General features: G+C 41.7%; 22 protein-coding genes. 12 read left to right on the plus strand and 10 right to left on the minus strand.

Annotated features, from left to right (window positions below; all coding sequences use genetic code 11):
• The first annotated feature begins 28 nt into the window (after window positions 1–28).
• A complete protein-coding gene (locus AAFF35_RS29280) occupies window positions 29–817 on the plus strand; it encodes a glycerophosphodiester phosphodiesterase family protein (RefSeq protein WP_342329980.1) in 789 nt (262 codons plus the stop codon).
• 64 nt (window positions 818–881) lie between these two features.
• On the opposite strand, the gene AAFF35_RS29285 is transcribed toward AAFF35_RS29280, so the two are convergent.
• From AAFF35_RS29285 to AAFF35_RS29295, 3 genes are all read right to left on the minus strand, one after another.
• Window positions 882–1,073 carry a cold-shock protein gene (locus AAFF35_RS29285; RefSeq protein ID WP_008241764.1) on the minus strand — a complete coding sequence of 64 codons (192 nt, stop codon included), beginning with the start codon at window positions 1,071–1,073 and terminating at the stop codon, window positions 882–884.
• Between the two features lie 96 nt (window positions 1,074–1,169).
• Window positions 1,170–2,108: a hypothetical protein gene (locus tag AAFF35_RS29290; RefSeq protein WP_342329981.1), complete on the minus strand. Its 939-nt coding sequence runs from the start codon at window positions 2,106–2,108 to the stop codon at window positions 1,170–1,172.
• 62 nt (window positions 2,109–2,170) lie between these two features.
• Window positions 2,171–3,421, minus strand: a complete 1,251-nt coding sequence (locus AAFF35_RS29295) for an aspartyl protease family protein (protein WP_342329982.1) — start codon at window positions 3,419–3,421, stop codon at window positions 2,171–2,173.
• A gap of 29 nt (window positions 3,422–3,450) precedes the next feature.
• Here AAFF35_RS29295 and AAFF35_RS29300 point away from each other — a divergent pair, with 29 nt between their 5' ends.
• Genes AAFF35_RS29300 through AAFF35_RS29310 form a run of 3 tightly spaced genes read left to right on the plus strand, consistent with a single transcriptional unit; the run spans window position 3,451 to window position 6,321 of the window.
• Complete coding sequence (locus AAFF35_RS29300) at window positions 3,451–4,800, plus strand: D-alanyl-D-alanine carboxypeptidase (RefSeq protein ID WP_342329983.1); 1,350 nt, start codon at window positions 3,451–3,453, stop codon at window positions 4,798–4,800.
• On the plus strand, window positions 4,787–5,818 hold the full coding sequence (locus tag AAFF35_RS29305; RefSeq protein ID WP_342329984.1) for an aminotransferase class I/II-fold pyridoxal phosphate-dependent enzyme: 1,032 nt from the start codon (window positions 4,787–4,789) through the stop codon (window positions 5,816–5,818). The genes AAFF35_RS29300 and AAFF35_RS29305 overlap by 14 nt, the downstream gene beginning before the upstream one ends.
• Window positions 5,815–6,321, plus strand: a complete 507-nt coding sequence (locus tag AAFF35_RS29310; RefSeq protein ID WP_342329985.1) for a phosphoglycerate mutase family protein — start codon at window positions 5,815–5,817, stop codon at window positions 6,319–6,321. Before AAFF35_RS29305 ends, AAFF35_RS29310 begins: the two co-directional genes overlap by 4 nt.
• On the opposite strand, the gene AAFF35_RS29315 is transcribed toward AAFF35_RS29310, so the two are convergent.
• The 4 genes from AAFF35_RS29315 to AAFF35_RS29330 form a co-directional block, all read right to left on the minus strand.
• Window positions 6,316–7,002, minus strand: coding sequence for a M15 family metallopeptidase (locus AAFF35_RS29315; RefSeq protein WP_342329986.1), 687 nt, complete (start codon window positions 7,000–7,002; stop codon window positions 6,316–6,318). The genes AAFF35_RS29310 and AAFF35_RS29315 overlap by 6 nt on opposite strands.
• Before the next feature lie 5 nt (window positions 7,003–7,007).
• Window positions 7,008–8,234, minus strand: coding sequence for an alanine dehydrogenase (locus tag AAFF35_RS29320; RefSeq protein ID WP_342329987.1), 1,227 nt, complete (start codon window positions 8,232–8,234; stop codon window positions 7,008–7,010).
• Window positions 8,235–8,296: 62 nt separating this feature from the next.
• Window positions 8,297–8,713: a tRNA (adenosine(37)-N6)-threonylcarbamoyltransferase complex ATPase subunit type 1 TsaE gene (gene tsaE, locus AAFF35_RS29325; protein WP_342329988.1), complete on the minus strand. Its 417-nt coding sequence runs from the start codon at window positions 8,711–8,713 to the stop codon at window positions 8,297–8,299.
• 84 nt (window positions 8,714–8,797) lie between these two features.
• Window positions 8,798–10,354 carry a bifunctional response regulator/alkaline phosphatase family protein gene (locus AAFF35_RS29330; RefSeq protein WP_342329989.1) on the minus strand — a complete coding sequence of 519 codons (1,557 nt, stop codon included), beginning with the start codon at window positions 10,352–10,354 and terminating at the stop codon, window positions 8,798–8,800.
• A 104-nt stretch (window positions 10,355–10,458) separates the two neighbouring features.
• Here AAFF35_RS29330 and AAFF35_RS29335 point away from each other — a divergent pair, with 104 nt between their 5' ends.
• The 8 genes from AAFF35_RS29335 (at window position 10,459) to AAFF35_RS29370 (ending at window position 19,055) form a co-directional block, all read left to right on the plus strand.
• Entirely contained in the window at window positions 10,459–11,682 is a 1,224-nt protein-coding gene (locus tag AAFF35_RS29335) for an HD domain-containing protein (protein WP_342329990.1), read from the plus strand.
• Window positions 11,683–11,803: 121 nt separating this feature from the next.
• Window positions 11,804–12,877, plus strand: coding sequence for a UDP-3-O-(3-hydroxymyristoyl)glucosamine N-acyltransferase (gene lpxD / locus AAFF35_RS29340; RefSeq protein ID WP_342329991.1), 1,074 nt, complete (start codon window positions 11,804–11,806; stop codon window positions 12,875–12,877).
• Complete coding sequence (locus AAFF35_RS29345; RefSeq protein ID WP_342329992.1) at window positions 12,877–14,289, plus strand: bifunctional UDP-3-O-[3-hydroxymyristoyl] N-acetylglucosamine deacetylase/3-hydroxyacyl-ACP dehydratase; 1,413 nt, start codon at window positions 12,877–12,879, stop codon at window positions 14,287–14,289. The genes lpxD and AAFF35_RS29345 overlap by 1 nt, the downstream gene beginning before the upstream one ends.
• Window positions 14,286–15,071, plus strand: a complete 786-nt coding sequence (gene lpxA, locus AAFF35_RS29350) for an acyl-ACP--UDP-N-acetylglucosamine O-acyltransferase (RefSeq protein WP_074611404.1) — start codon at window positions 14,286–14,288, stop codon at window positions 15,069–15,071. Before AAFF35_RS29345 ends, lpxA begins: the two co-directional genes overlap by 4 nt.
• Before the next feature lie 11 nt (window positions 15,072–15,082).
• Window positions 15,083–15,697 carry an ATP-binding cassette domain-containing protein gene (locus AAFF35_RS29355; RefSeq protein ID WP_342329993.1) on the plus strand — a complete coding sequence of 205 codons (615 nt, stop codon included), beginning with the start codon at window positions 15,083–15,085 and terminating at the stop codon, window positions 15,695–15,697.
• 157 nt (window positions 15,698–15,854) lie between these two features.
• Complete coding sequence (efp, locus tag AAFF35_RS29360; protein WP_342329994.1) at window positions 15,855–16,415, plus strand: elongation factor P; 561 nt, start codon at window positions 15,855–15,857, stop codon at window positions 16,413–16,415.
• 200 nt (window positions 16,416–16,615) lie between these two features.
• The gene (locus AAFF35_RS29365) at window positions 16,616–17,185 is read left to right on the plus strand and encodes a 5-formyltetrahydrofolate cyclo-ligase (RefSeq protein WP_342329995.1); all 570 of its coding nucleotides are present in this window, start codon (window positions 16,616–16,618) and stop codon (window positions 17,183–17,185) included.
• 85 nt (window positions 17,186–17,270) lie between these two features.
• Window positions 17,271–19,055 carry an OmpA family protein gene (locus tag AAFF35_RS29370; protein WP_342329996.1) on the plus strand — a complete coding sequence of 595 codons (1,785 nt, stop codon included), beginning with the start codon at window positions 17,271–17,273 and terminating at the stop codon, window positions 19,053–19,055.
• A gap of 46 nt (window positions 19,056–19,101) precedes the next feature.
• On the opposite strand, the gene AAFF35_RS29375 is transcribed toward AAFF35_RS29370, so the two are convergent.
• From AAFF35_RS29375 to AAFF35_RS29385, 3 genes are read right to left on the minus strand one after another with little or no spacing between them, the layout of a single operon-like run.
• Window positions 19,102–20,073 (minus strand): formimidoylglutamase, encoded by a 972-nt coding sequence (locus AAFF35_RS29375; RefSeq protein ID WP_342329997.1) that lies wholly within the window; start codon window positions 20,071–20,073, stop codon window positions 19,102–19,104.
• A complete protein-coding gene (gene hutI / locus AAFF35_RS29380) occupies window positions 20,073–21,317 on the minus strand; it encodes an imidazolonepropionase (RefSeq protein WP_342329998.1) in 1,245 nt (414 codons plus the stop codon). The genes AAFF35_RS29375 and hutI overlap by 1 nt, the downstream gene beginning before the upstream one ends.
• A 3-nt stretch (window positions 21,318–21,320) precedes the next feature.
• Complete coding sequence (locus tag AAFF35_RS29385) at window positions 21,321–22,091, minus strand: exodeoxyribonuclease III (RefSeq protein ID WP_342329999.1); 771 nt, start codon at window positions 22,089–22,091, stop codon at window positions 21,321–21,323.
• Window positions 22,092–22,101: the final 10 nt, after the last annotated feature.

Consider the following 22,101-nt stretch of genomic DNA (forward strand, 5'->3'; position numbering starts at 1 on the left):
TTTTGTACGAAATCTAAAAAATTACTTCATGACAAACTCCATTTTGGCCATTGCAATGATCGCCATACTTTCTACCAGCAAATTAACAAATCAGACTATGGAAACCTGGAATAAAAACAAAGTGATCGCACACCGGGGAGCCTGGAAGAAGAAGGGCTTGCCTGAGAATTCCATCGCCTCGCTGAAAGAAGCGGTAAGATTGGGTTGTTACGGATCTGAATTTGATGTACACATGACTTCTGATAGCATTTTGGTGGTCAATCATGATCCGGATTTTCTGGGGATGTCCATTGCGGGCTCGACCTATAGTCAGCTACTCGAAAAAAAGATGACTAACGGGGAGCAAATACCTACATTGGAGGCCTATTTAAGAGAGGGCATGAAGCAAAAACATACCAAATTGATCCTGGAACTAAAGCCTTCGAAAATCAGTGCGGAACGCGATTTGCAAATGACAAAACGCAGTGTCGAACTGGTGAGAACATTGAAAGCAGATCGTTGGGTCGATTATATCAGCTTCAGCTATGACATCCTGAAAGAGGTTCTGGCATTACAGCCAAAGGCCAATGTGGCTTACCTGAATGGGGATGCTTCTCTTGAAAAAATGAAGCAAGATGGTTTTTATGGTGCAGACTACCATTTTTCGGTATACAAGAAAGGAGATTGGTTTGTCAAGTCAAAAGAAATGGGACTGACGCTCAATGCCTGGACGGTAAATACTGTCGAAGACATGAACTGGCTCTTGGACAATCAGGTGGAATTTATCACAACCAATGAGCCTGAGTTGTTATTTGAGACCATTAAATCCAGAAAATAAAACCTTTTTCAACAAAAAAGCATCGCGGTTGTCCGCGATGCTGTACAATTATGTTTTTAATAATCTAGATTACTTTAACATTAATCGCATTCAACCCTTTTTTACCGCTTTCAACATCGTATTCAACTTTGTCGTTTTCACGAATTTCATCGATAAGGCCTGTTGAATGTACAAAAATTTCGCTATCTCCGTTAGCTGGAATGATGAATCCGAAACCTTTAGTTACATTAAAAAATTTTACTGTTCCTTCTTGCATTGTATTATTTATTAATAAATTAAGTGTGCAAGATACGGAATATTTTTAATAATATACAAATGCTTCATTTTTTGGTAAATATAAATTTTTGAGCGGTTATTTTGCAGCCTTTCTGCCTGAAACTGAGAGGTTAATTTCACTGGAATGTGGTATCCCAAGCGTCTTTCCGGGACTAATTTTTAAAAGATTTTGGAGATAGACATTGATGATGGCTTCGAGTGTTTTTTTGCGGGGTTCGTAGTTCTCCGGAAGGGGAGATCGGAAAGTTCCCAGGTGCATTTTTCCTCTCGCATCAACGACCACGGAAAAATCATAGCCAAAATCCTCGTAGGCCTTTGTGATATCGATCCTGTATCTGGGGAAGAGGTAATCATAGGCTTCTGTCTTTCCGTTTAGCTTATCTACCATATTTAATTTTTCTACGCTGATCATATCGCTCAGTGAGATCAAAGAGACTGGCTGGCGGCCGGCAAATGCGCTGTCGCGGTTGGCAGGGTTTCGGTTAGAACGCTCCGAGAGCTGGCGGATATAAATGCTGTCTGCAGGGGTTGGTTTTTGCAACTGCTCTGCTGTAGTTTTAAGGGTCTTTTCAATGTAATCCTTCGAATAGTAAGTGATGTTTACATCTGAACGAATGTCTTTAGCAATTTCTTTTTTTGTAACCTGGAGGCGCTGCATGAGTAGACTATCTTTGCTGATCTTTTTGATCCGGAACCATTCTTTGGCGAAATTATAAACATCCCCATGGTCATAATGCAGATGGAAGCCCTGCATTTTTAGTTTCTGCGGACTGTAAGCGAGAATGGAGTCACTGGAATGAAATTGGATAATCCAGGATGGTTCCTGCTGAAAGCCCATTTCATTAAAGGACAAGCCGGTACTGAAACGACGCTTTACTTCATAATATTTTATGCCTTTAATGGGCTCAAAAGACAGTGTTCGGGTGCTTTTTCGTTGCTCTTCCCTAGATATGGAATTACAACTGAGGCAAAAGCTGAAAGCAATTGCCAGAATAAAAATGAATTTTTTAGGCATGCAAAAAAAATAATGGTATCGGATTAGCTACTGGAAGGCAAAGTTATAAGAATCGGAAGAGTTTATATTCTTTGTTTAAGTTTTAACAGTTTAATGTAGAGTTTCTCCTTTCTCAATACGGTGACGATGACCGTTTTTCCATCTCCGGCTCTTAAAATTCTGTTGATTTCGGTAAGGGTATAGCTGGTTGCGGGAACAAAATTGATATAAACAATTTCGTCTTCCGGCTCAAAACCACTGCTTTCTGCCGGAGAGTCTGGTTCAATTCTGCTGATAAAATAGTGATCAATGCCAGGACCATCTGCGTAAACTTCCATTCCAGCCATGTCATGCTCAAAGGGACGCTTAAAATTGCTGTTGCGCTTTAAGTACATGCCGTTGTCGGCATAGTCAAAGACAATGTCGAAGCGACTCAGGACATCTGCCCCAAGATTTCCATTCCTGTCCTTCATTAGAATTTTTCCCGCCACTTCATCATATTTTGGAAAAGAACTGAGGACCTTCTTCAGACTGAATTCTCCGATCTTTAAGGAGGCTATCCTTCCGATATTTCCACTGATAGGGCCACCAAGGCCCATTCCCAGGTTTGCCGGAATGGACGTAGAAGGCACCGGAAATGGTTTTTCATTCAGAATTTCCAGAGAGATCGCATGACTGGCGCCATTATCTATGAGTACTTTAATAGGGAGACTTCCCAACTCTGAGGACTCAATATTGATCATGGCATAGGGCTTGTCGTTGATGAGCTCTAAAGGAACCCGTTCCCCTTTGATTTTTCTGTTCAGGCCCGGGGTAAAGAAAATCAGTCTTTTGGAGGAATATTTTACATCTACAATAAAGCTTTTAAAAAAGTGATACCCCAATAAACCGTGAATGGGCATTCCAACATAGCTCGATAACCTGAAGAGGTCTTCCTTGAGGATGGCCGTGGGAATCTGATCAATAAACGCTTTACCCACTCTTGCGGAAATGGATCTGGAAACAAAAGCTTCAATTTCATTGCCTTTTCCCAGACCGGCTATTTTTATGGTACGAAGGTCTTTAATCTTCAGACTATCCGCGAGTCCCGGATCGGAAATGATCATCGGGCCAACCCCAGTGTCCAGAATGAAATTAAATGGTCCCTTTTCATTAATGTACACCGGAATGATGATCAGATTCTTGATCAACGAAAAGTTAATTACATCTTTTTTACGGGTGCCGCTAAACTCGAAAACCTGGGCATAACCAGCCTCCATCATAAAGATCAAAGCCATTAAGATCAAAAATGTCTTTAGGCTGGTCAATTTAATAGCGGTTGTCGGCAGTTTCATTGAACTAATTTAATAAATTAGTGCTCAGTATGGATATGGTTAAGGATAAAAACAAAATTTATATTTTTAATAAAGGGGCTGTTCTTGTTTCTTTGCTGCTCAGCGGCCTCTTATTGGCTGCCTGCTCTACCGAAAAACGACTTTCCTCCAACCTCAAGCGCAATTTTAAGCAGTCAAAAATTCTGAAGGGGAATGCTGTTGGGTTTGTTTTATATGATCCGGATAATGGAAAGCAGATCTTTGAAAAAGACGGGAATAGATATTTCATTCCCGCGTCAAATACAAAACTTTTTACTTTTTATGCGGTCTTAAAAATGCTTGGAGACTCCATTCCCTCACTTCGTTATGTGGAACGGAGTGATTCTTTGATCTTCTGGGGAACGGGCGATCCCTCCTTTTTGCAGAGCAGGCTGAAGTCCAGCCATGCATTAGATTTTTTGAAAGCAACAAACCGGAAGATTTTCTTCGCTCCGGGAAGGTATACCGGACTTTTTTATGGAAAAGGATGGTCCTGGGATGATTATAACGATTATTACCAAGCAGAGATCAATGAATTTCCTATCATGGACAATCTGCTGAGTGTTAAGATGCGTAATGGGACACTGCAAATCCAGCCAAAAGGATTTAAGGACTGTGTTATCACAGATAGCAGCAGTTTAAACCAGGCCTTTAAAATCCAAAGAAACCTGACAGAGAACCTCTTTATTCACCCTATGGGAAAAGCTCCTGAAGGCTTTTCTCAGGAGATTCCTTATCGGTTAAGCACAGCAACCACCCTCGCGTTACTCTCTGATACCTTACATAAACCTGTCGGTCTGGTTCATATGACAATGCCGGAGGATGCTAAAACCTATTATAATGTAAGTACCAAGGCCTTGTTAAAAGAGATGTTACAGCCCAGTGATAACTTTATTGCAGAGCAACTGTTACTCGTTTGCTCCAATCAACTCGGGAATGAACTCAGCACGGAAAAAACCATTAAACATGTATTGAAGACTTACCTGGCTGCTTTGCCGGATTCCGCAGTATGGGTGGATGGTTCTGGATTGTCAAGGATGAACTTAGTTACGCCCAGAGATATGGCAATGGTTTTGAATTTGATTTATAAAGAGGTAAAGGATCAAAATCTGCTTTTTAATTTGTTGCCTGCAGGTGGAAAATCAGGAACTTTAAAGAACGCTTACCCCAGAACGGAAACGCCCTATGTTTTTGGCAAGACAGGCACGCTGTCTAACGTTCATAATCAAAGCGGATATGTGATGACTAAGAAGGGTAAAGTATATATTTATGCTTTCATGAATAATAATTTTGTGGCTCCGGTCAGCATGGTTAGAAATGAAATAGGAAGGATTATAACGGAGGTGCATGAAAAATTTTAACCTGAAAATGCCTTTCTCTTCCAGTATTATACTGGAAGAGCAGCAATATTTATATTTTGGAGGGACGGCTTATCTTGGGATTCCGCAACATTCTGGATTTTTAGAACTTTACCTCGAAGGGATCGCCAAATTTGGGTTGAATAATGGGACGAGCAGGAACAATAACATTCAGCTGGGGCTGTATAATGAGGCCGAGTGTTATGCCGCAGCACAATTTGGGGCGGATGCTGCACTCGTTACTTCCAGTGGCTATCTTGCAGCCCAGCTAACGGTCAAATTCTTTTCTGGCACAGAAGGGGTGTTATATGCGCCACAAACACACCCGGCACTTTGGGCCGGGCAGAAGCCGTTAACTGAAGGTAACTTCACTCAGTGGGCCAGGAAAAGCCTGGAAAGCATCAATACCAGCGATCGGAAAGATTGGGTGCTGATCAGCAATTCTTTGAATAATCTCTTTCCGGAATGCTATGACTTTTCATTTGTTAAAGAGATTCTTCCGGGGAAAAGAGTCATTTTGATCGTAGATGATTCTCACGGCATAGGCATTTTAGATGGTGGAAAGGGAATTTTTAACCAGATTCCGAAAACTGCTGAAGTGGAAGTTATTGTCGTTGCTTCTATGGCAAAGGCACTTGGCCTGGACGCTGGGATTATACTGGGATCAGACAAGATCATCAGACAGCTAAAAACCAGCAACGAATTTTTAGGGGCCTCACCTCCTGCGGCAGCTGGGTTATATGCTTTTATGCAGGCAGCGAATATCTATCGGCAGGAGCAGGAAAAATTAGTGGAATTATCCGCTTGGTTTGCCTCCCGGATTACTTCGGACTGGCAGCACGTGCCTGGATTTCCGGTTTTTTATCATGCCGGAAAAAAGACCTTTGAAAGGCTTTTGGAGCAGAAGATCCTGATTTCTTCCTTTCCTTATCCGGATTCGCAGAGTCAGCCCATCGATCGGGTGGTGTTGAGCAGTTGGCATACTAAAGAAAATATTAACCAGTTAATTTTGGCATTATGAAACGTATTCTATTTGTTTTCCTGATTTTAATGGCAGGACAAGGTCTCCAGGCACAAGAAACTACCCGGATCTGGATTGTAAGACATGGGGAAAAGGACCTTACAGATCCGAAAGAAAAAGATCCGGAACTAAGTGTTGAAGGGAAAGAAAGGGCAGAGACGCTGGTTAAATACCTTAAAGGAAAGAAAATTGACGCATTATTCAGCACAGATTACAAAAGAACCAGGGGAACGCTAACCCCGCTGGCATCACAAAGAAACCTGAGTTTAAAATTCTATAATTCAAAGGACAATAAAACCCTGGTTGATACGGTCTTAAATTACTACAAGGGAAAAAACGTGGTGATTTGCAGTCATTCTAATCGAATACCGGGTATTATTGCCGCTTTCGGTGCTAGATCGCCATTAAAGGAGATCACTGAGCAGGAGTATAGTCATATCTTTCTCCTGGAAATTAAGGGAGGCCATGTGAAACTGAAGCATAAGCATTACGGAAAGCTATAGTTGCTCGAATGGAATGTCCATTAGGGCATAATTTTGCCAGGTCTTGAAGTCAAAGTGCCACCATTCGTTGTGGAGGACCTTAAATCCATGCGCTTCCATGACCTGGATTAACAAGTCTCTGTTTTTCTTAACAGGCTCAGGCAGGTCAGTATAGGCAGCAGCAGCTTTCGCTGAAAAACTATCGTATGGAGTTGGCATGGGTACATCTTTCCCTGTCTTCAGGTAAATGAGACTAAGGTCAACTGCGCAGCCTCTGTTGTGTCTGGAGCCTTGTTTGGGGTTGGCGACGAAGTTTTTGTTCGAAGCTTTAATATATAAGGTCTTCGTTGCTGTATAGGGGCGGTAGCTATCGTAAATTTTTAGGCCATAGCCCTTTTTGCGAAGTTTCTTTTGGATGCGTTTTAACTGATCGCTGACGGGCTTTCTCGCAAAAGCCCTCGCTTGTTTATAAACCGCCAGTTTCATGAAATTATTGGTGCCGGCATATCGAATGTCCAAAACAAGATCTGGAATCTCTTTTTTAAGTTCTACCAGCCTGTTCTTCGGATTGTCCTGACAAGACTTCAGGTAAGTTTCATAATTGCTGATTACTTTGATTGGAGCCGAAGTGTTCTTTTTATCCTGTGCGGAAAGCGTAAAAAAAGGAAGACCAAAAAAAAGAAGGAAAAGGACTTTTATCATTCTTATTATTGATTAGAAACGACCAGCAACTCTATATCCTTGTAAGGAAGACTAAACATGTTGGCGAGGTCCTTATTCGTGAGGTGTCCCTGATAGATGTATAGCGCTTCCCTGATTCCGGGCTTACTCCAGACTACGCCCATTAGTCCACCCATATCTCCGATGTCCAGTAAGATGGGCGCAAAAATATTGGTCAGTGCATAAGACGCTGTTCGGGGAACCCTCGAAGCAATGTTTGGTACACAATAATGGATCACCTCATGTTTTCTGAAAACGGGGTTGCTGTGGTTGGTCACTTCCGAAGTTTCGAAGCAGCCACCCTGGTCAATGCTGACATCAATGACCACCGAGTTGGGTTTCATTCTGGTGACGGTCTCTTCCATGACAATACAGGGGCTTCTGCCATGAGTTGCACGAATCGCACCGATCACGACGTCGCAGGTGGTAATTGCCTTGCCTAAAACGATAGGTTGCATCACCGAAGTGAACACCCTGCTCCCTAAGTTATTTTGAAGCCTTCTAAGGCGATAGATAGAGCTATCGAACACTTTTACTTCCGCACCCAGAGATAATGCCGTACGCGCGGCGTATTCTCCGACCGTTCCGGCCCCTAAAATGACAATTTCTGTTGGAGGTACTCCGGTGAAGCCACCAAGCATCAGTCCCTTCCCTCCGGTGGCGGTGCTTAAATATTCGGCAGCAATAAAAATTGACGTTGCGCCGACAATTTCACTCATCGCTCGGACAACGCTCAAAATTCCTCCTTCGTCACGAAGGTTCTCAAAACATAGTGCATTAATTTTTTTATTCAGGAGTGCTTTAAGATAATTTTCTTTGAGGCCTCCCATTTGAAGAGCAGAAATGAGTGTTTGCCCTTTGTGCATCATCGCAATCTCTTCCAATGTTGGAGGGGCAATCTTTACAAGGATGTCTGCTTCAAAAACATCTTTCTTATGGAATGAAATTGTTGCTCCCTGCTCGCTGTAGTCATTATCGGAAAAATTAGCGCCAACACCGGCCCCGCTTTCAATAATCACCCGATGGCCGTTGTTGATCAACAAGGCCACAGATAAAGGGGTCAATGCAATTCTATTCTCCTGAAAGGAAATCTCTTTCGGAATGCCAATGTACAGACTGTTGTTTTTCTTATTGGTTTCAGACAAAGTCTCTTTAGGCTGTATCAGCCCTTTTTGAGCAATTGAGGCCATTCCTTCACGTAATCCTGTAGCCATTTTATTTATCAATATTTGGATTGAAATTAAGCAAAATACCTGAAAATAAGTGCATTTGGAATTTATATTTTAGAAATTGACAGTACTCTTTCATTTTCTCCGGAAGCTGTAATTTCTATTTTAAGGTAATGATCCGGCAGGAGTTCCTGAACTTTTTCCGGCCATTCGATCAGGCAAATATGGTCCGAATAAAAGTATTCCTCATAGCCAATGTCATAGGCTTCCTGAAGATTCTTTATTCTGTAAAAGTCAAAATGATAAATGTTCTTTTCCCTTCCTTCATATTCATTTACAATAGAAAAGGTTGGACTGGATACCACTTCTTTTACGCCAAGGGCCTTGGCTAGCGCCTTAATGAAGGTGGTTTTCCCAGCGCCCATCTCACCTTCAAAGATAAAGATGCGCTCGTCCGGGGCAAATGCCAGCACCTCTATAGCAGCCTGATCCAGGTCCGCTAAATGATTAACCTCAAGTTTCATCAGAGAGTAATAGTTATTTTATAATTTATTTAAAAAAAATGGAATCCGAGTTTGCAAACTTGGATTCCATCTGATGTCATCTATTTATCTGGAGCTATAGGTCGCTACAGGAATGATCATTTCTTCCAGGGAGATGCCTCCATGCTGGAAAGTCTCATTATAATAATTTACGAACTGATTATAGTTGTTTTGATACACAAAATAACGGTCTTCTTTTGCAAAGATATAATTCGAACTGATATTGATCTTAGGCAATTGCGCTTCATGAGGATTCTTGATTAAGAATACCTCTTTAGCATTATAATTTAGATTTCTGCCCTGTTTATAGCGTAGGTTGGTATTGGTATTCCTGTCGCCAATCACTTTGCTTGGATGTTTTACCCTAATCGTTCCGTGGTCTGTTGTAATCACAAGTTTAACTTTCTTCTGGGAAATCTTTTTCAGCAATTCCATTAGCGGAGAGTGTTCAAACCAGGAAAGCGTTAAGGAACGGTAAGCCGCATCGTCATTGGCCAGCTCACGAATCATCTGCATATCTGTCCTTGCGTGAGAAAGCATGTCGACAAAGTTGTATACAATCGCATTAAAATCGTTTTGAAGCAAGTTGTTAATTTGATCATTCAGCGCTTTTCCATCATCATAGGTCAGGATCTTATTGTAGCTGAACTTGCAGTCCTTACGCAGACTTCTTTTAATCTGGTCTGCCAGGAATGCTCCTTCATGCATGTTTTTTCCGCCCTCATCGTCGTCATTCTGCCATAGTCCCGGGAAGCGTTTTTCCATTTCTAAAGGCATTAAGCCTGAAAATATGGCATTTCTTGCATATTGGGTAGCTGTAGGAAGAATACTGGAATAGGTGTCTTCTTCGTCCAGACGGAAATGTTCTGTGATCAACGGATTTATGATCCGCCACTGGTCATATCGTAAATTATCGATCAGAATAAAGAATACCGGAGTATTGTTCCCATTGATAAGCGGAAATGCTTTTGTCTTCAGGAGCTCATTAGAAAGGAGCGGGGCTTTTTCTTTCCCATTAACCCAGCCGAGATAATTGTCTTCAATGAACTTTGAAAACTGTGTATTGGCTTCCGATTTCTGCATCGTAAGAATCTCGTGCATTTGCGGATCATCCAATTTTTCCAGTTCTAACTCCCAGAAAACAAGTTTTTTGTAGACTTCCACCCATTCCCCATAGCTTAGTTTGTCATTTAAGGTCATTCCTAAGCGTCGAAAATCTTGCTGATAGGCCATAGATGTCTTTTCGCTGACTAAACGTTTATTATCAATGATCTTTTTAATGGTCAGTAAAACCTGTTTTGGGTTCACCGGTTTAATCAGATAATCGTCAATTTTAGAGCCAATTGCGTCCTCCATTAAGTTTTCTTCTTCACTTTTAGTGATGAGTACTACGGGGACATCATTTCGGATATTTTTGATCGCAGTAAGGGTTTCCAGTCCGGTTAAACCAGGCATGTTCTCGTCTAGAAATACCAGGTCAAAATGCTCTTTACCAAAGGCTTCTAGCGCGTCATTACCATTTGTGAAGGTCGTCACATGGTAGCCTTTTTCGTTTAGTAGTAATATATGTGGTTTTAATAAGTTAATCTCATCGTCGGCCCATAAAATTTTGGTTTCCTGCATTATGTTATTTGTATAAAATAAATTAATCTTTCAAAAAAGAAAGTTCCCTTTCTTAGTATGGATAAAAATAGCAATTTTTGTACCGTATAATTTATTTTTAAGGATTGAACAAAAAGAAAATCATAAATGATCCGGTATATGGCTTCATTAATATCCCCTCTGAATTAGTATTTGACCTGATTTCACATCCTTATTTTCAGAGGTTAAGGTATATAAAGCAATTGGGGATGACGCATTTGGTGTATCCGGGGGCGTTACACACCAGGTTTCATCATGCCTTAGGTGCAATGCATTTAATGAGTCTGGCCATTGAAGTCCTTAGAAGTAAAGGTCATCCGATCAGCAAAGAGGAAGAAGAGGCTGCCACTATTGCCATTCTTTTACATGACATCGGACATGGTCCTTTTTCGCATGCGTTGGAGCATACGTTGGTTAACGGAATCAAGCATGAGGATATTTCTATGCTGATGATGCAGAAGCTCAATGTAGAATTTGGCGGACGGCTAACCGAAGCAATTAATATTTTTAAGGGAGATTATCCTAAAAAGTTCCTTCCGCAATTGGTTTCGGGACAACTCGACCTGGACCGAATGGACTATCTGAACAGGGATAGTTTCTTTACCGGTGTCAGCGAGGGAGTGATCAGTTTCGACAGAATTATTAAAATGTTTAACGTTCTGGACGATCAGCTGGTGATCGAAGAAAAGGGCATTTATTCTATTGAAAACTTCCTGATTGCCAGAAGACTCATGTACTGGCAGGTTTACCTGCATAAAACGGTTGTTGCCGGAGAATACCTGCTGGTTAAAATCCTGGAACGTGCGAAAGAACTTTCCGGACATGGTGAAGTTCTTTTTGCGACCCCGGCATTGCAGCATTTTCTAAGAAATGAAGTCAGGGAAGAGGAGTTCTTTAGTTTCGAAATTCATTTGGCACAGTTTTCCAAGCTCGATGACCAGGATATTTTTGCCTCAGTTAAGGTTTGGGCGGATCATTCTGATCGGATATTGGCGCAGCTTTGCCAGATGTTTATCCGTCGAAGTCTTTATAAAGTAGAGATCAGCTCAACAGCACCCGATTTGGACAGACTTCAAAGGATAAAAGAGAATACCGCTGATATGATGAAACTAAATGCCCATGAGGTCTCTTATTTTGTTTTTACTGATATCATTGAAAACAGAGCATACAATGCCGGAAGTGGAAATATCAATATTTTACTGAAAAACAATACCATCATTGATATTGCAAAAGCATCAGATTTATCTAACTTAGAATCCTTAGATAAGACCGTAACCAAGCACATACTATGCTATCCCCGAATAATTTAGCATTTTTTAACAAAATAATTAACTTTTAATCCCGTTTTTAGATTTTACTTAGATCTAATGATTGGATGATAACCTAAATAGGTTTATTTGTTCATATCAATTTAACACTTAACTTTGTACGATGCAATTTACTGCCAAGCAGATAAGCGAATTTATAGATGGCACCATTGAAGGCGATGAAAACGCTAAAGTAACAGAACTTTCTAAGATAGAAAACGGTACTGCTGGGTCTTTATGTTTTCTGTCTAATCGAAAATATGAAAGCTATTTATATTCAACAAAAGCTTCAATAGTTATTGTAGGGAACGACTTTTTCCCTGCACAAGCTGTTGAAAGCACCCTAATTAAAGTCGCAGATCCGTACAGTGCATTTTCCGTTTTATTGGAAAAGTACAATGAGGTGGTGAATCAGATGAATATTCAATCCGGAGTGGAGGAACCCAGTTTTATCCATCCTTCGGCAAAAATCGGTAAAAATGTATTTATAGGTGCCTTTAGCTATATTTGTGAAAATGTGGTAATTGGCGACGGAACTAAGATCCAGTCGCAGGTATTTATTGGCGCCGATAGTCAGATTGGAAACAACTGCCTTGTTTTTCCTGGTGTAAAAATTTACAACAGAACGATGATGGGCGACAATGTAAACATCCATTCCAATACCGTAATTGGAAGCGATGGCTTTGGTTTTGCACCACAACCAGACGGTACTTATTCAAAAATCGCACAAATTGGAAACGTGGTGATTGAAGATGATGTGGAAATCGGAGCGAATACGACAATTGACAGGGCCACAATGGGTTCTACTTTTATCAGAAAAGGCGTTAAGCTGGATAATCTGATTCAGATTGCCCACAATGTGGATGTTGGCGCGCACACGGTTGTTGCTGCACAGACCGGAATCTCTGGTAGTACGAGACTTGGAGAAAACTCCGTAGTAGGTGGACAGGTTGGTATTGCCGGTCACCTTAGTCTTGCAAAAGGTACGCAAATTGGTGCTCAGGCAGGAATAAATTTTAATACAACGATCGAGAATAAACAATGGCATGGCAGCCCGGCTCAGCCTTTAAGAGACTGGATGCGAGCCTCAGTAATATTTAAACAATTGCCAACTGTTGAAAAACGGATTGCCTCATTAGAGCAGACGATATCAGAACTAAAAGCAATAATAGAACAAAACAGCACAATAGCAAAATAATGAATGTTAAGCAAAAAACTATAAAGAGCGAAGTTTCAGTACAGGGTGTAGGCCTTCATACCGGGGCGAATGTGACGCTTACTTTTTGTCCGGCACCAGAAAATCACGGATTTAAATTTCAAAGAACCGATTTACCGGGAAGTCCGATTGTTGACGCTGATTGTGACAATGTTACAGATACCGCAAGAGGAACAACGATTTCTCAGAACGGAGCCAGTATCAGTACTGTGGAGCATGTAATGGCTTCCTTGGTGGGAATGGATCTGGACAATGTATTGATGAAGCTTGATGGGCCGGAAACGCCAATTATGGACGGTAGTGCCATGTTGTTTCTGGAGGCACTTGAAAGCGTTGGTGTTCAGGCGCAGGAGGTAGACAGGGAATATTTTCAGATTCCTCACAATATCACCTATACTGAGCCGGACAGAAAAGTGGAAATTGTAGCCATGCCTTTAGATGATTACAGGTTTACCTGTATGATCGACTATAACTCACCGGTATTGGGAAGCCAGCATGCGGGAATTTCAAGCATTGCGGAGTTTAAAAAGGAAATTGCTTCCTGCAGAACGTTCTGTTTCCTTCATGAATTGGAATACCAGCTTCAAAATAACCTGATTAAAGGTGGTGATTTGAATAACGCCATTGTGATCGTGGATAAAGAAGTAACTAAGGAAGAACTAGATCACCTGGCAAAAATCTTTAACAGGACGGCTATGGAAGTTGCTCCTCAGGGAATTTTAAATAATATGGAGCTGCGGTATCAAAATGAGCCTGCAAGACATAAATTATTAGATATGATAGGTGACCTTGCCTTGGTAGGGGTTCACTTAAAAGGACATATTATGGCTGCCCGTCCGGGACATGCCGCAAACGTTGCTTTTGCTAAAAAGATTAAAGCAGCGATAAAAAAAGAAAAAAATAAAAAGGTGCAGCATGTTTATGACCCATCTGTAAAACCACTTTATGATGTGGTACAGATTATGGATATCCTGCCACACCGACAACCATTCCTGTTCATTGATAAGATCCTGGAACTGTCTAAAACGCATGTTGTAGGGGTTAAAAATGTAACTATGAATGAGGAATTCTTCAAGGGGCATTTTCCTGGTGCCCCGGTTTTTCCTGGAGTGATTCAGATCGAAGCCATGGCTCAGACCGGTGGTATCTTAGTTTTAAGTACCGTTTCTGATCCGAGAAATTACCTAACCTTATTCTTAAAAATAGATAACGTACGCTTTAGAGCGCAGGTATTACCTGGTGACACCATCGTTTTCAGATGTGACTTGATGGAGCCAATCAGAAGAGGCATTGCACAAATGAAAGGTGTGGGAATGGTAGGAGGAAAAGTTGTTGTGGAAGCAGAAATGATGGCCCAAATTGTAAAAGTTAAAGAAAGCGAAACCGTATCATGATACAACCCTTAGCGTATATACATCCGCAGGCAAAAATTGCCGATAATGTAGTAATTGAGCCTTTTGCAGTGATACACAAGGATGTAGAAATTGGTGAAGGGACCTGGATCGGGTCGAATGTGGTCATCATGGATGGCGCCAGAATTGGGAAAAACTGTCGGGTTTTCCCTGGATCAGTAATCTCAGGCGTGCCCCAGGATTTGAAATTTGCAGGTGAAGTAACGACTGCAGAGATCGGCGATAACACGACGATCAGAGAGTGCGTAACGATCAACAGAGGAACTAAAGATAAATGGAAGACCGTTATCGGTAGTAACTGTCTGATCCAGGCTTATTCTCATATTGCACACGATTGTGAAGTAGGTGATTATTGCATTTTTTCCAATAGTACAACCCTTGCGGGGCACATTACGATTGGGAATTATGTGGTTCTGGCAGGCTTAGTTGCCATTCATCAATTCGTAAAAGTTGGATCTCATGCCTTTGTAACCGGTGGTTCATTGGTAAGAAAAGATGTTCCTCCGTATGTAAAAGCGGCTCGTGAGCCACTTTCCTATGCAGGAATCAATTCCGTAGGATTGAGAAGAAGAGGTTTCTCTTCTGAAAAAATTAACGAGATTCAGGAGATCTACAGGGTCTTATTTGTGAAGCATAACAATGTAACCAAAGCGCTGGATATGATTGAGGCGGAGTTTGCACCCACAGAAATTCGTGATGAAATTGTTGATTTCATCAGAAATTCTAACAGGGGGGTAATGAAAGGCTTCGGTTCAGGAAGCTAATCTGGAATTTCATGAAGATCAGCTTAAATAAGGCCGGTAGAAGGTTTAATCAGGAGTGGATTTTTCGAAATTTTGATTACGAATTTGATACTCCTGGCAAATATGCCATCCTTGGACCGAATGGTTCAGGAAAATCGACCTTATTGAGTTTAATCCTTGGTAGTTTGTCCCCTTCCGAAGGAGAAATAAGCTACCAGGGTGAAAAAAACATTGCTGTAGATGATATTTACAAGCACCTGAGTTTCGCAGCACCTTACCTGGATTTGATAGAAGAATTTACGCTGGAAGAGACGATAGATTTCCATTTCAAATTTAAGGGGCTTTACAAGGACATGAGCAAGGCGGCAGTGTTAGCGCTGCTGGGACTGGAGAAGTCGCAGGACAAGGCTTTAAAATACTTCTCTTCGGGAATGAAACAGCGTACCAAGCTGGCACTGGCTTTCTGTGCAGACACACCAATTCTATTATTGGATGAACCAACTTCTAATCTCGATCAACAGGGAGTACGCTGGTATTTGGACTTAATCGCCAATTTTACGGATAAAAGATTAGTCATCGTAGGGTCAAATCAGGAGATTGAGTATTCGTTTTGTCAACATTTGATACAGATCACGGATTATAAATAGCGATTTTTTATATTTGTCATCTGCCTTGAATGCTCTTTAAACGAAGAAATTCAAGGAATAAAATATTTTTTTAATTTACTATTGTGTAATCCAAAAATAGTCTTTACCTTTGCGGCACGAAAAAGGGCCAAAATGGTTAGGCGCAATTTCAAATAAAATGGCAAAAGCATCAGACGTAAAAAGTGGGAATGTCCTTCGGTTTAACGGAGAACTAATTCAAGTAGAAGAATTTCTACACCGCACTCCTGGAAACTTGAGAGCTTTTTACCAGGCAAAAATGCGAAACGTTAAAACCGGGAAACTGGTTGAATATAGATTTCGCACTGATGAGGAAGTAACAATTTGTCGTGTTGAGACCAATGATTACCAGTATTTATACGAAGATGGCGATTTTTTGGTAGTAATGGACATCAGTTCCTTCGAGCAGTTTAACATTCCAAGAACGTTGTTCGGCGAAAGTGTTAAATTCTTAAAAGAAGGAATGAATGTAATCATCGCATTCGAAAGTGAAGAGCCAATTATGGCACAGATACCTTCACATGTTGAGCTGGAGATTACTTATACAGAGCCCGCTGTAAAAGGCGATACCTCTACAAACGCATTAAAATACGCTACTGTGGAAACAGGAGTAGAAATAAAAGTCCCAATGTTTATCAACCAAGGCGACAAGGTTAAAGTTGATACCCGTACAGGTGACTATATAGAAAGAGTAAAATAAGAATTTTCATAGTTTAGTTTTAGGTTTAGGTTGATTGTGGCTTCGGAGTGGTTCCCGAAGCCATCTTTTTTTACCCGCTTTTTTTTACCTTGGCTCCCGATCATCAGGATCGCCGGATCGCTCCCATTTATGCGCGCTCAACTGCCCTTCCGCATTCCTTTTAGAATCATTTTTTCATCCTGAACATAAAGTGTAAAGCAATGAACAAATCAGAAATCAGAAAATCAGCACAGCAGCAACGACAGTCATTATCGCCCGAAAAAGTGCATATGCTTAGTGTGAAACTCGTTGAACAGTTTGCTTTGCTGGACCTTTCCAACGTGAAAATTGTCCATATATTTCTACCCATTAAACAGAAGAAAGAACCGGATACTTTTCTAATGATCGACTGGATGAAAATACACCATCCTGAAATTAAGATCATCGTTCCAAAAGCTGATTTTGACACTGCATTAATGACCCACCATTACTATGACGGACTGGAAGATCTGGAAATGAGTGATTACCAGATTTTAGAGCCTCAAAAGGCTAAAATTCATACAGGAGAGGTGGATATGGTGATTGTGCCTTTATTGGCATTTGATAAAAATGGATACCGTATCGGTTATGGAAAGGGGTTTTATGACAGGTTTCTGCAGGGAATATCCACGCAGAAAATTGGCCTGTCGCTTTTTGATGAACTAAATGTGATTGATGATATAAATGAACATGACATCAGGCTGGACAAATGCATTACACCAAATAGAACATATGTCTTTCCTGTAGTATAAAGCTGATTTTGCAAACCATGGGCTGACAACCCTGGGGCATGGGTGATTTATCTTCAAACTTTAGTTGAAATTTAAATTAACGACTATGAAAAAGATCATCCTTACCCTCATTTCCGCACTTTTTGCCAGTTTTTCTCTGGCCCAGGTCTCCATAGACCCTTCTCTTATTACCTCTACCGGACAATTACAGTTTTCGCTCTTCGGCGGATTTACCGCGCCATTAAAAGATTACCGAAAGGATATCGGACGGGCTAAAAACGGCTATTTTTATGGACTGGCGATTGATCAGTACTTTAATGGAAATCAATGGGGAATTGGCCTGGATGTCCGTTCTCTGAAACAGGAGAGCCGAAAATTCGAGCCTATTTCTTTTGCAAACGGACATCTGGCTACGAATTATAAGAATGAACCTGCATTTAAGCATCTGGGAGTAAGCATAGGGCCAACTTATAAAGTCGATCTTGGAAAGAAAGTAGAGCTGGAAGCTTTTCTGAGGACAGGTGTGCTCTTTCAACAGTTTCCTGAATATGTGCAATCCATTTATGTAAATGATCCCGGAGGTACTCCCGTTAAAATGTTCGACGATTATTATACCAATAATGAAAAAAATAAGGCCAAAGCCTGGATGGGGCTGGGAGGTTTCAGAGTCACTTATCGGCTGAATGATCATATCGGTCTGTTTTTACAGACAGATTACCTCAATACTTTTGGAAAACGGTTTGGGGGTGACTCCAGCAGGTTTCATGTAATGAATTATAAACCAACGAATCCCCTTGGTCCCAAAGATGTATTAATTATCAGGAATGGCGTCATTACCAATATCAATCAATTCTATGAGTCCAGACCTTGCCCTTGTGAAACCAATGTTAAAGCATTGAACCTTGCAGCGGGAATTAAAATAAAATTGGGTGCAAAACGAAAAAAACTTCCATTAGTACCGGTCGTAGTCGTTCCGGTAGCCATTCCAAAAGAAATCCAGGTAGTGGTTAAAGATAAACAGACGGGTCTGGTATTAAGTGGGGTAAAGGTGAAAATTTCGGGGAATGGAAAAGAATATGTCTCCAACAGCAATGTGAATGGAGAGGCAGAGCGGGTTAAATCGGCGATCAAATCTGGCTATTTGATTACTGCGGAGAAGAACGGGATTGTTGCTGATCCTGTGGGGATAAAGCCAACAGATTTTGAAACAGATGCCGCGGTCATCTATAAGGAGATATTTCTCAATGACCTCCGGTTTACGCTCATTGGAGAGACGATCAGGTCAAATGACAATAGCAAGTTACCAGGAATCAGCACCGTACTCAGCAATACCTTTAACAATGAAAGTGTGGGGCAGGTCTCCGACGGACAGGCCATGTTTACTTATCAGTTAGAGCAGGAATCGGAGTATACGGTGGTGGCTACTGAAGCCGGAAAATTCTCTCAAACGGAGTTGGTGTCTACTAAGGGATTGGATCGCAGTAAAACACTTTATGTAGTGCTGAAACTCGGATTGAGTGACATCAGTGTCGGAGCGACATTTGTCCTTAAGAATATTCATTATGATTTCGATAAATCCAATATCAGGCCGAATGCCGCGCCTATTCTCGATAACCTGGTTAACATTATGGTCAAAAACCCAAGCCTGAGGATCGAACTTTCTTCTCATACAGACAGTAGGGGAAAGGACGACTACAACGAGAAACTTTCTCAGAGAAGGGCTGCATCTGCTGTAAGTTATCTTCTTGCCAAAGGAATCGAACGGAGCAGGTTAGTGGACAAAGGATATGGAGAAAGACAATTGCTGAACCGGTGTGCGAATGGTGTTAAATGTACCCCCGGGGAGCATGAGGCTAACCGCAGAACAGAAATCAAGGTCTTAAAATATTAATTTGGGGAGTTTTGCAATGGGGGCCTGTCTGGGACAGCCCCCATTTTTATTTTTGTGCCTTGATAAAATCGGTAACGAGGTAGGCGATTGCTTTTGCCGTTCCGGCGCTCTGTCTTCCATCATGAAGAAGGACAGCGCCTTCACAAATGTGCATGTAAGCGAGTTTCTTCTCCGCACCGAGGATTATCCTGCGGATATCATTAATATTGAATCCTGATGGGGTAAATGCGCTGGATAAGAGGTTTTCTATACAGTCAAGATCAATTTCCAATCCAATTTCGTTTGCCAGGTTTTTCAACAGTGGCTGAAGCTGTTCCATAACCGGTTGATTATTTTTCAACAAATCATCGAAAAAGAGGACCTTGATATTTGGATTTTCGCTGATTTGGTCGAGAATGCCGGTGTTGTTGTAATTTTGATGGAGTCCAAAAATGGCATATTTTCTAAGGAAGCCATTTTTAATGGCATAGCTGAATCCATTTCCACTATGTCTGCCATTGGCAGGCCTCAAATCAGCATGGGCATCAATATTCAACACATCAATGGGCTTTTGAAGCGCAAGGGAAAGGCCTTTGATGATGGGATAAGCATTGTTATGCCCTCCTCCAATCACAATGGGGACCTTACCCGCTTCAATGATCTCTCTGATGACCGGGTATACCTGCTCATCGATTTGAACAACCGCAGCCTCCAGGGCCTTCATGTCAGATTCTGCGGGTTCCTGAAAATGGAAATGCCCAAGGATCAATAATTCCGGACCGGGTAAAAAAGAGGTACTCTGGGTATTTAACAACGCTTTAAGCGCAGGGATCCAGGCCGTGGCCGCTCCTCCAATCCCCTGATTTGCCCTTACTCCAATGTCTTCTGGAATCCCCAGCAGTACAAAACGAGCTGTGGAAGCCTTTAGCTGGTCCAGTGCAGAAATGACCTGCACCCGCTCACCGAGCTTAGTTTCTCCCTCACGTGGACCTGTCAGGGCCATAATATCCTCTTTTCCGTATATTTTCAGCCCCTCCATTATTGAACCTTGCCGTTTAAAATAATGATTTCAATTTGCGATTGACCAAAGCTGTAAGGCAGGTAGGCAAGAGAAGACATTGGCCTGGTGATCAACAGATTTGCCCGTTTTCCTTTTGCAATGCTTCCGTTTTGTTCGCTTAGCTGCATTGCTGCGGCTCCGTTTAAGGTACAGGCATTGATGGCTTCTTCGGGTAACATTTTCAATTTGATACAGCCCAGGGAAATCACAAAATTCATATTTCCGGAAGGAGTAGAGCCTGGGTTATAATCTGTAGCTAAGGCAACAGGAACATCGGATTGGATCAATGCCCTGGCATTTGCAAAAGGAATGCCCAGGTAGAAAGAACAGGATGGCAATAATGTCGCAATGGTTTGACCTCCTGCTAATGCCGCGATGGCGGCTTCGTCTGTTGCTTCCAGGTGGTCTACAGAGATCGCCTGATGTTTTACACCAATCTGGACGCCTCCGGATACGGAAAGCTGGTTGGCATGTATTTTAGGGCGTAATCCGTATTTTGCTGCTGCGCTCAACAATTGATCGGTCTCTTCTACAGAGAAAAAGCCCTGTTCACAGAACGCATCCATATAATCTGCCAACCCTTCTGCGGCGATTTGTGGCAACATTTCGTCGATAATGAGGGAGATATAGCCGGCATGATCATTTTTATAGGCTAATGGAAAAGCATGAGCCGCTAAAAATGAAGCCTTAATGGGAATGGGAAAGCTTTCTTTTAACCTGCGGATTACCCGCAGCATTTTTAATTCGCTTTCTACGGAAAGGCCATAACCACTTTTGATTTCCAGGGCGCCTGTTCCCTGTTTGATCATATCGTTTAACCTTAGCGCGGCACTTTCAAACAACTCTTCTTCTGTAGCTTTTTGAAGTTTTCCTGCAGAATTTAGGATTCCGCCACCGGCAGCGGCAATCTCTTCATAACTTTTACCTGCAATTTTCATTACAAACTCCTCTTCCCGCGGAGCGGCAAAGACAATATGGCTATGGGAATCGCACCAGGAAGGGAATACAAAACCACCTTTGGCAGAAATACTTTCCAGTTCGTTTGGGAGCTGTTGCGGCAATTGATCCATCGTTCCAAAGTCTTCAATCAGGCCGTCTTTACACAAGACCCAGGCATTATGAAGCTGAGGCAAGTTGGCCATCTCTTTCCCTTTAAGCAGGAGTGTTTCCTTCGGATGAAGTCCGGCAAGGGTTCCGATATGAGTGATTAAAAGTGACGACATAACTTAGGGATTTAGCTCTAGCAAAATAGGGCAGTGATCGGAATGAACCGCATCAGCAAGAATGCTTACATTTTTTAAGCGCTCCAGCATCGGCTGACTTGCCAAATGATAATCAATACGCCAGCCGAGGTTCTTTGCTCTTGAATTTGCTCTGAAGCTCCACCAGGTATAATGGTGAGGATCTTTATTAAAGTGTCGGAAAGTATCAATAAAACCATTATTGAGGAACAATTCCATCCATTCTCTTTCTTCCGGAAGGAAGCCTGAAGAATTGGCATTTGATTTAGGATTGTGAATATCCATCGCCGTATGGCAAATGTTATAATCACCGGAAATGATCAGATTAGGAACTTCTTTACGAAGATCGGCGATATAGGTATCAAAGAAGCGCATGCATTCATACTTTTTAACCTGTCTCTCGTCTCCACTTGATCCGGATGGCATGTACAAGCTCATTAAGGAGAAAGTGTCAAAATCAGCCCTTAAAACGCGGCCTTCCTTGTCGATCCATTCTTCTCCACAACCATATTCTACATGATTGGGTTTTATTTTACTGAAAATGGCCACGCCACTATATCCCTTTTTCTCTGCAGGAAACCAGTAATGGTGATAACCAAGTTGTTCAATTAAGCCAATAATCTCTGGAATCTGCGAAGGCAGCGCTTTGACTTCCTGCAGGCAAACCAGGTCAGCATCGGTACTTTGTAACCAACCGATAAAATTTTTTGTCGTCGCAGAGCGTATGCCATTGACGTTATAGGATATGATCTTCATTTGTGTTTGT

It is taken from the genome of Pedobacter sp. FW305-3-2-15-E-R2A2, from assembly GCF_038446955.1.
GTDB lineage: Bacteria > Bacteroidota > Bacteroidia > Sphingobacteriales > Sphingobacteriaceae > Pedobacter.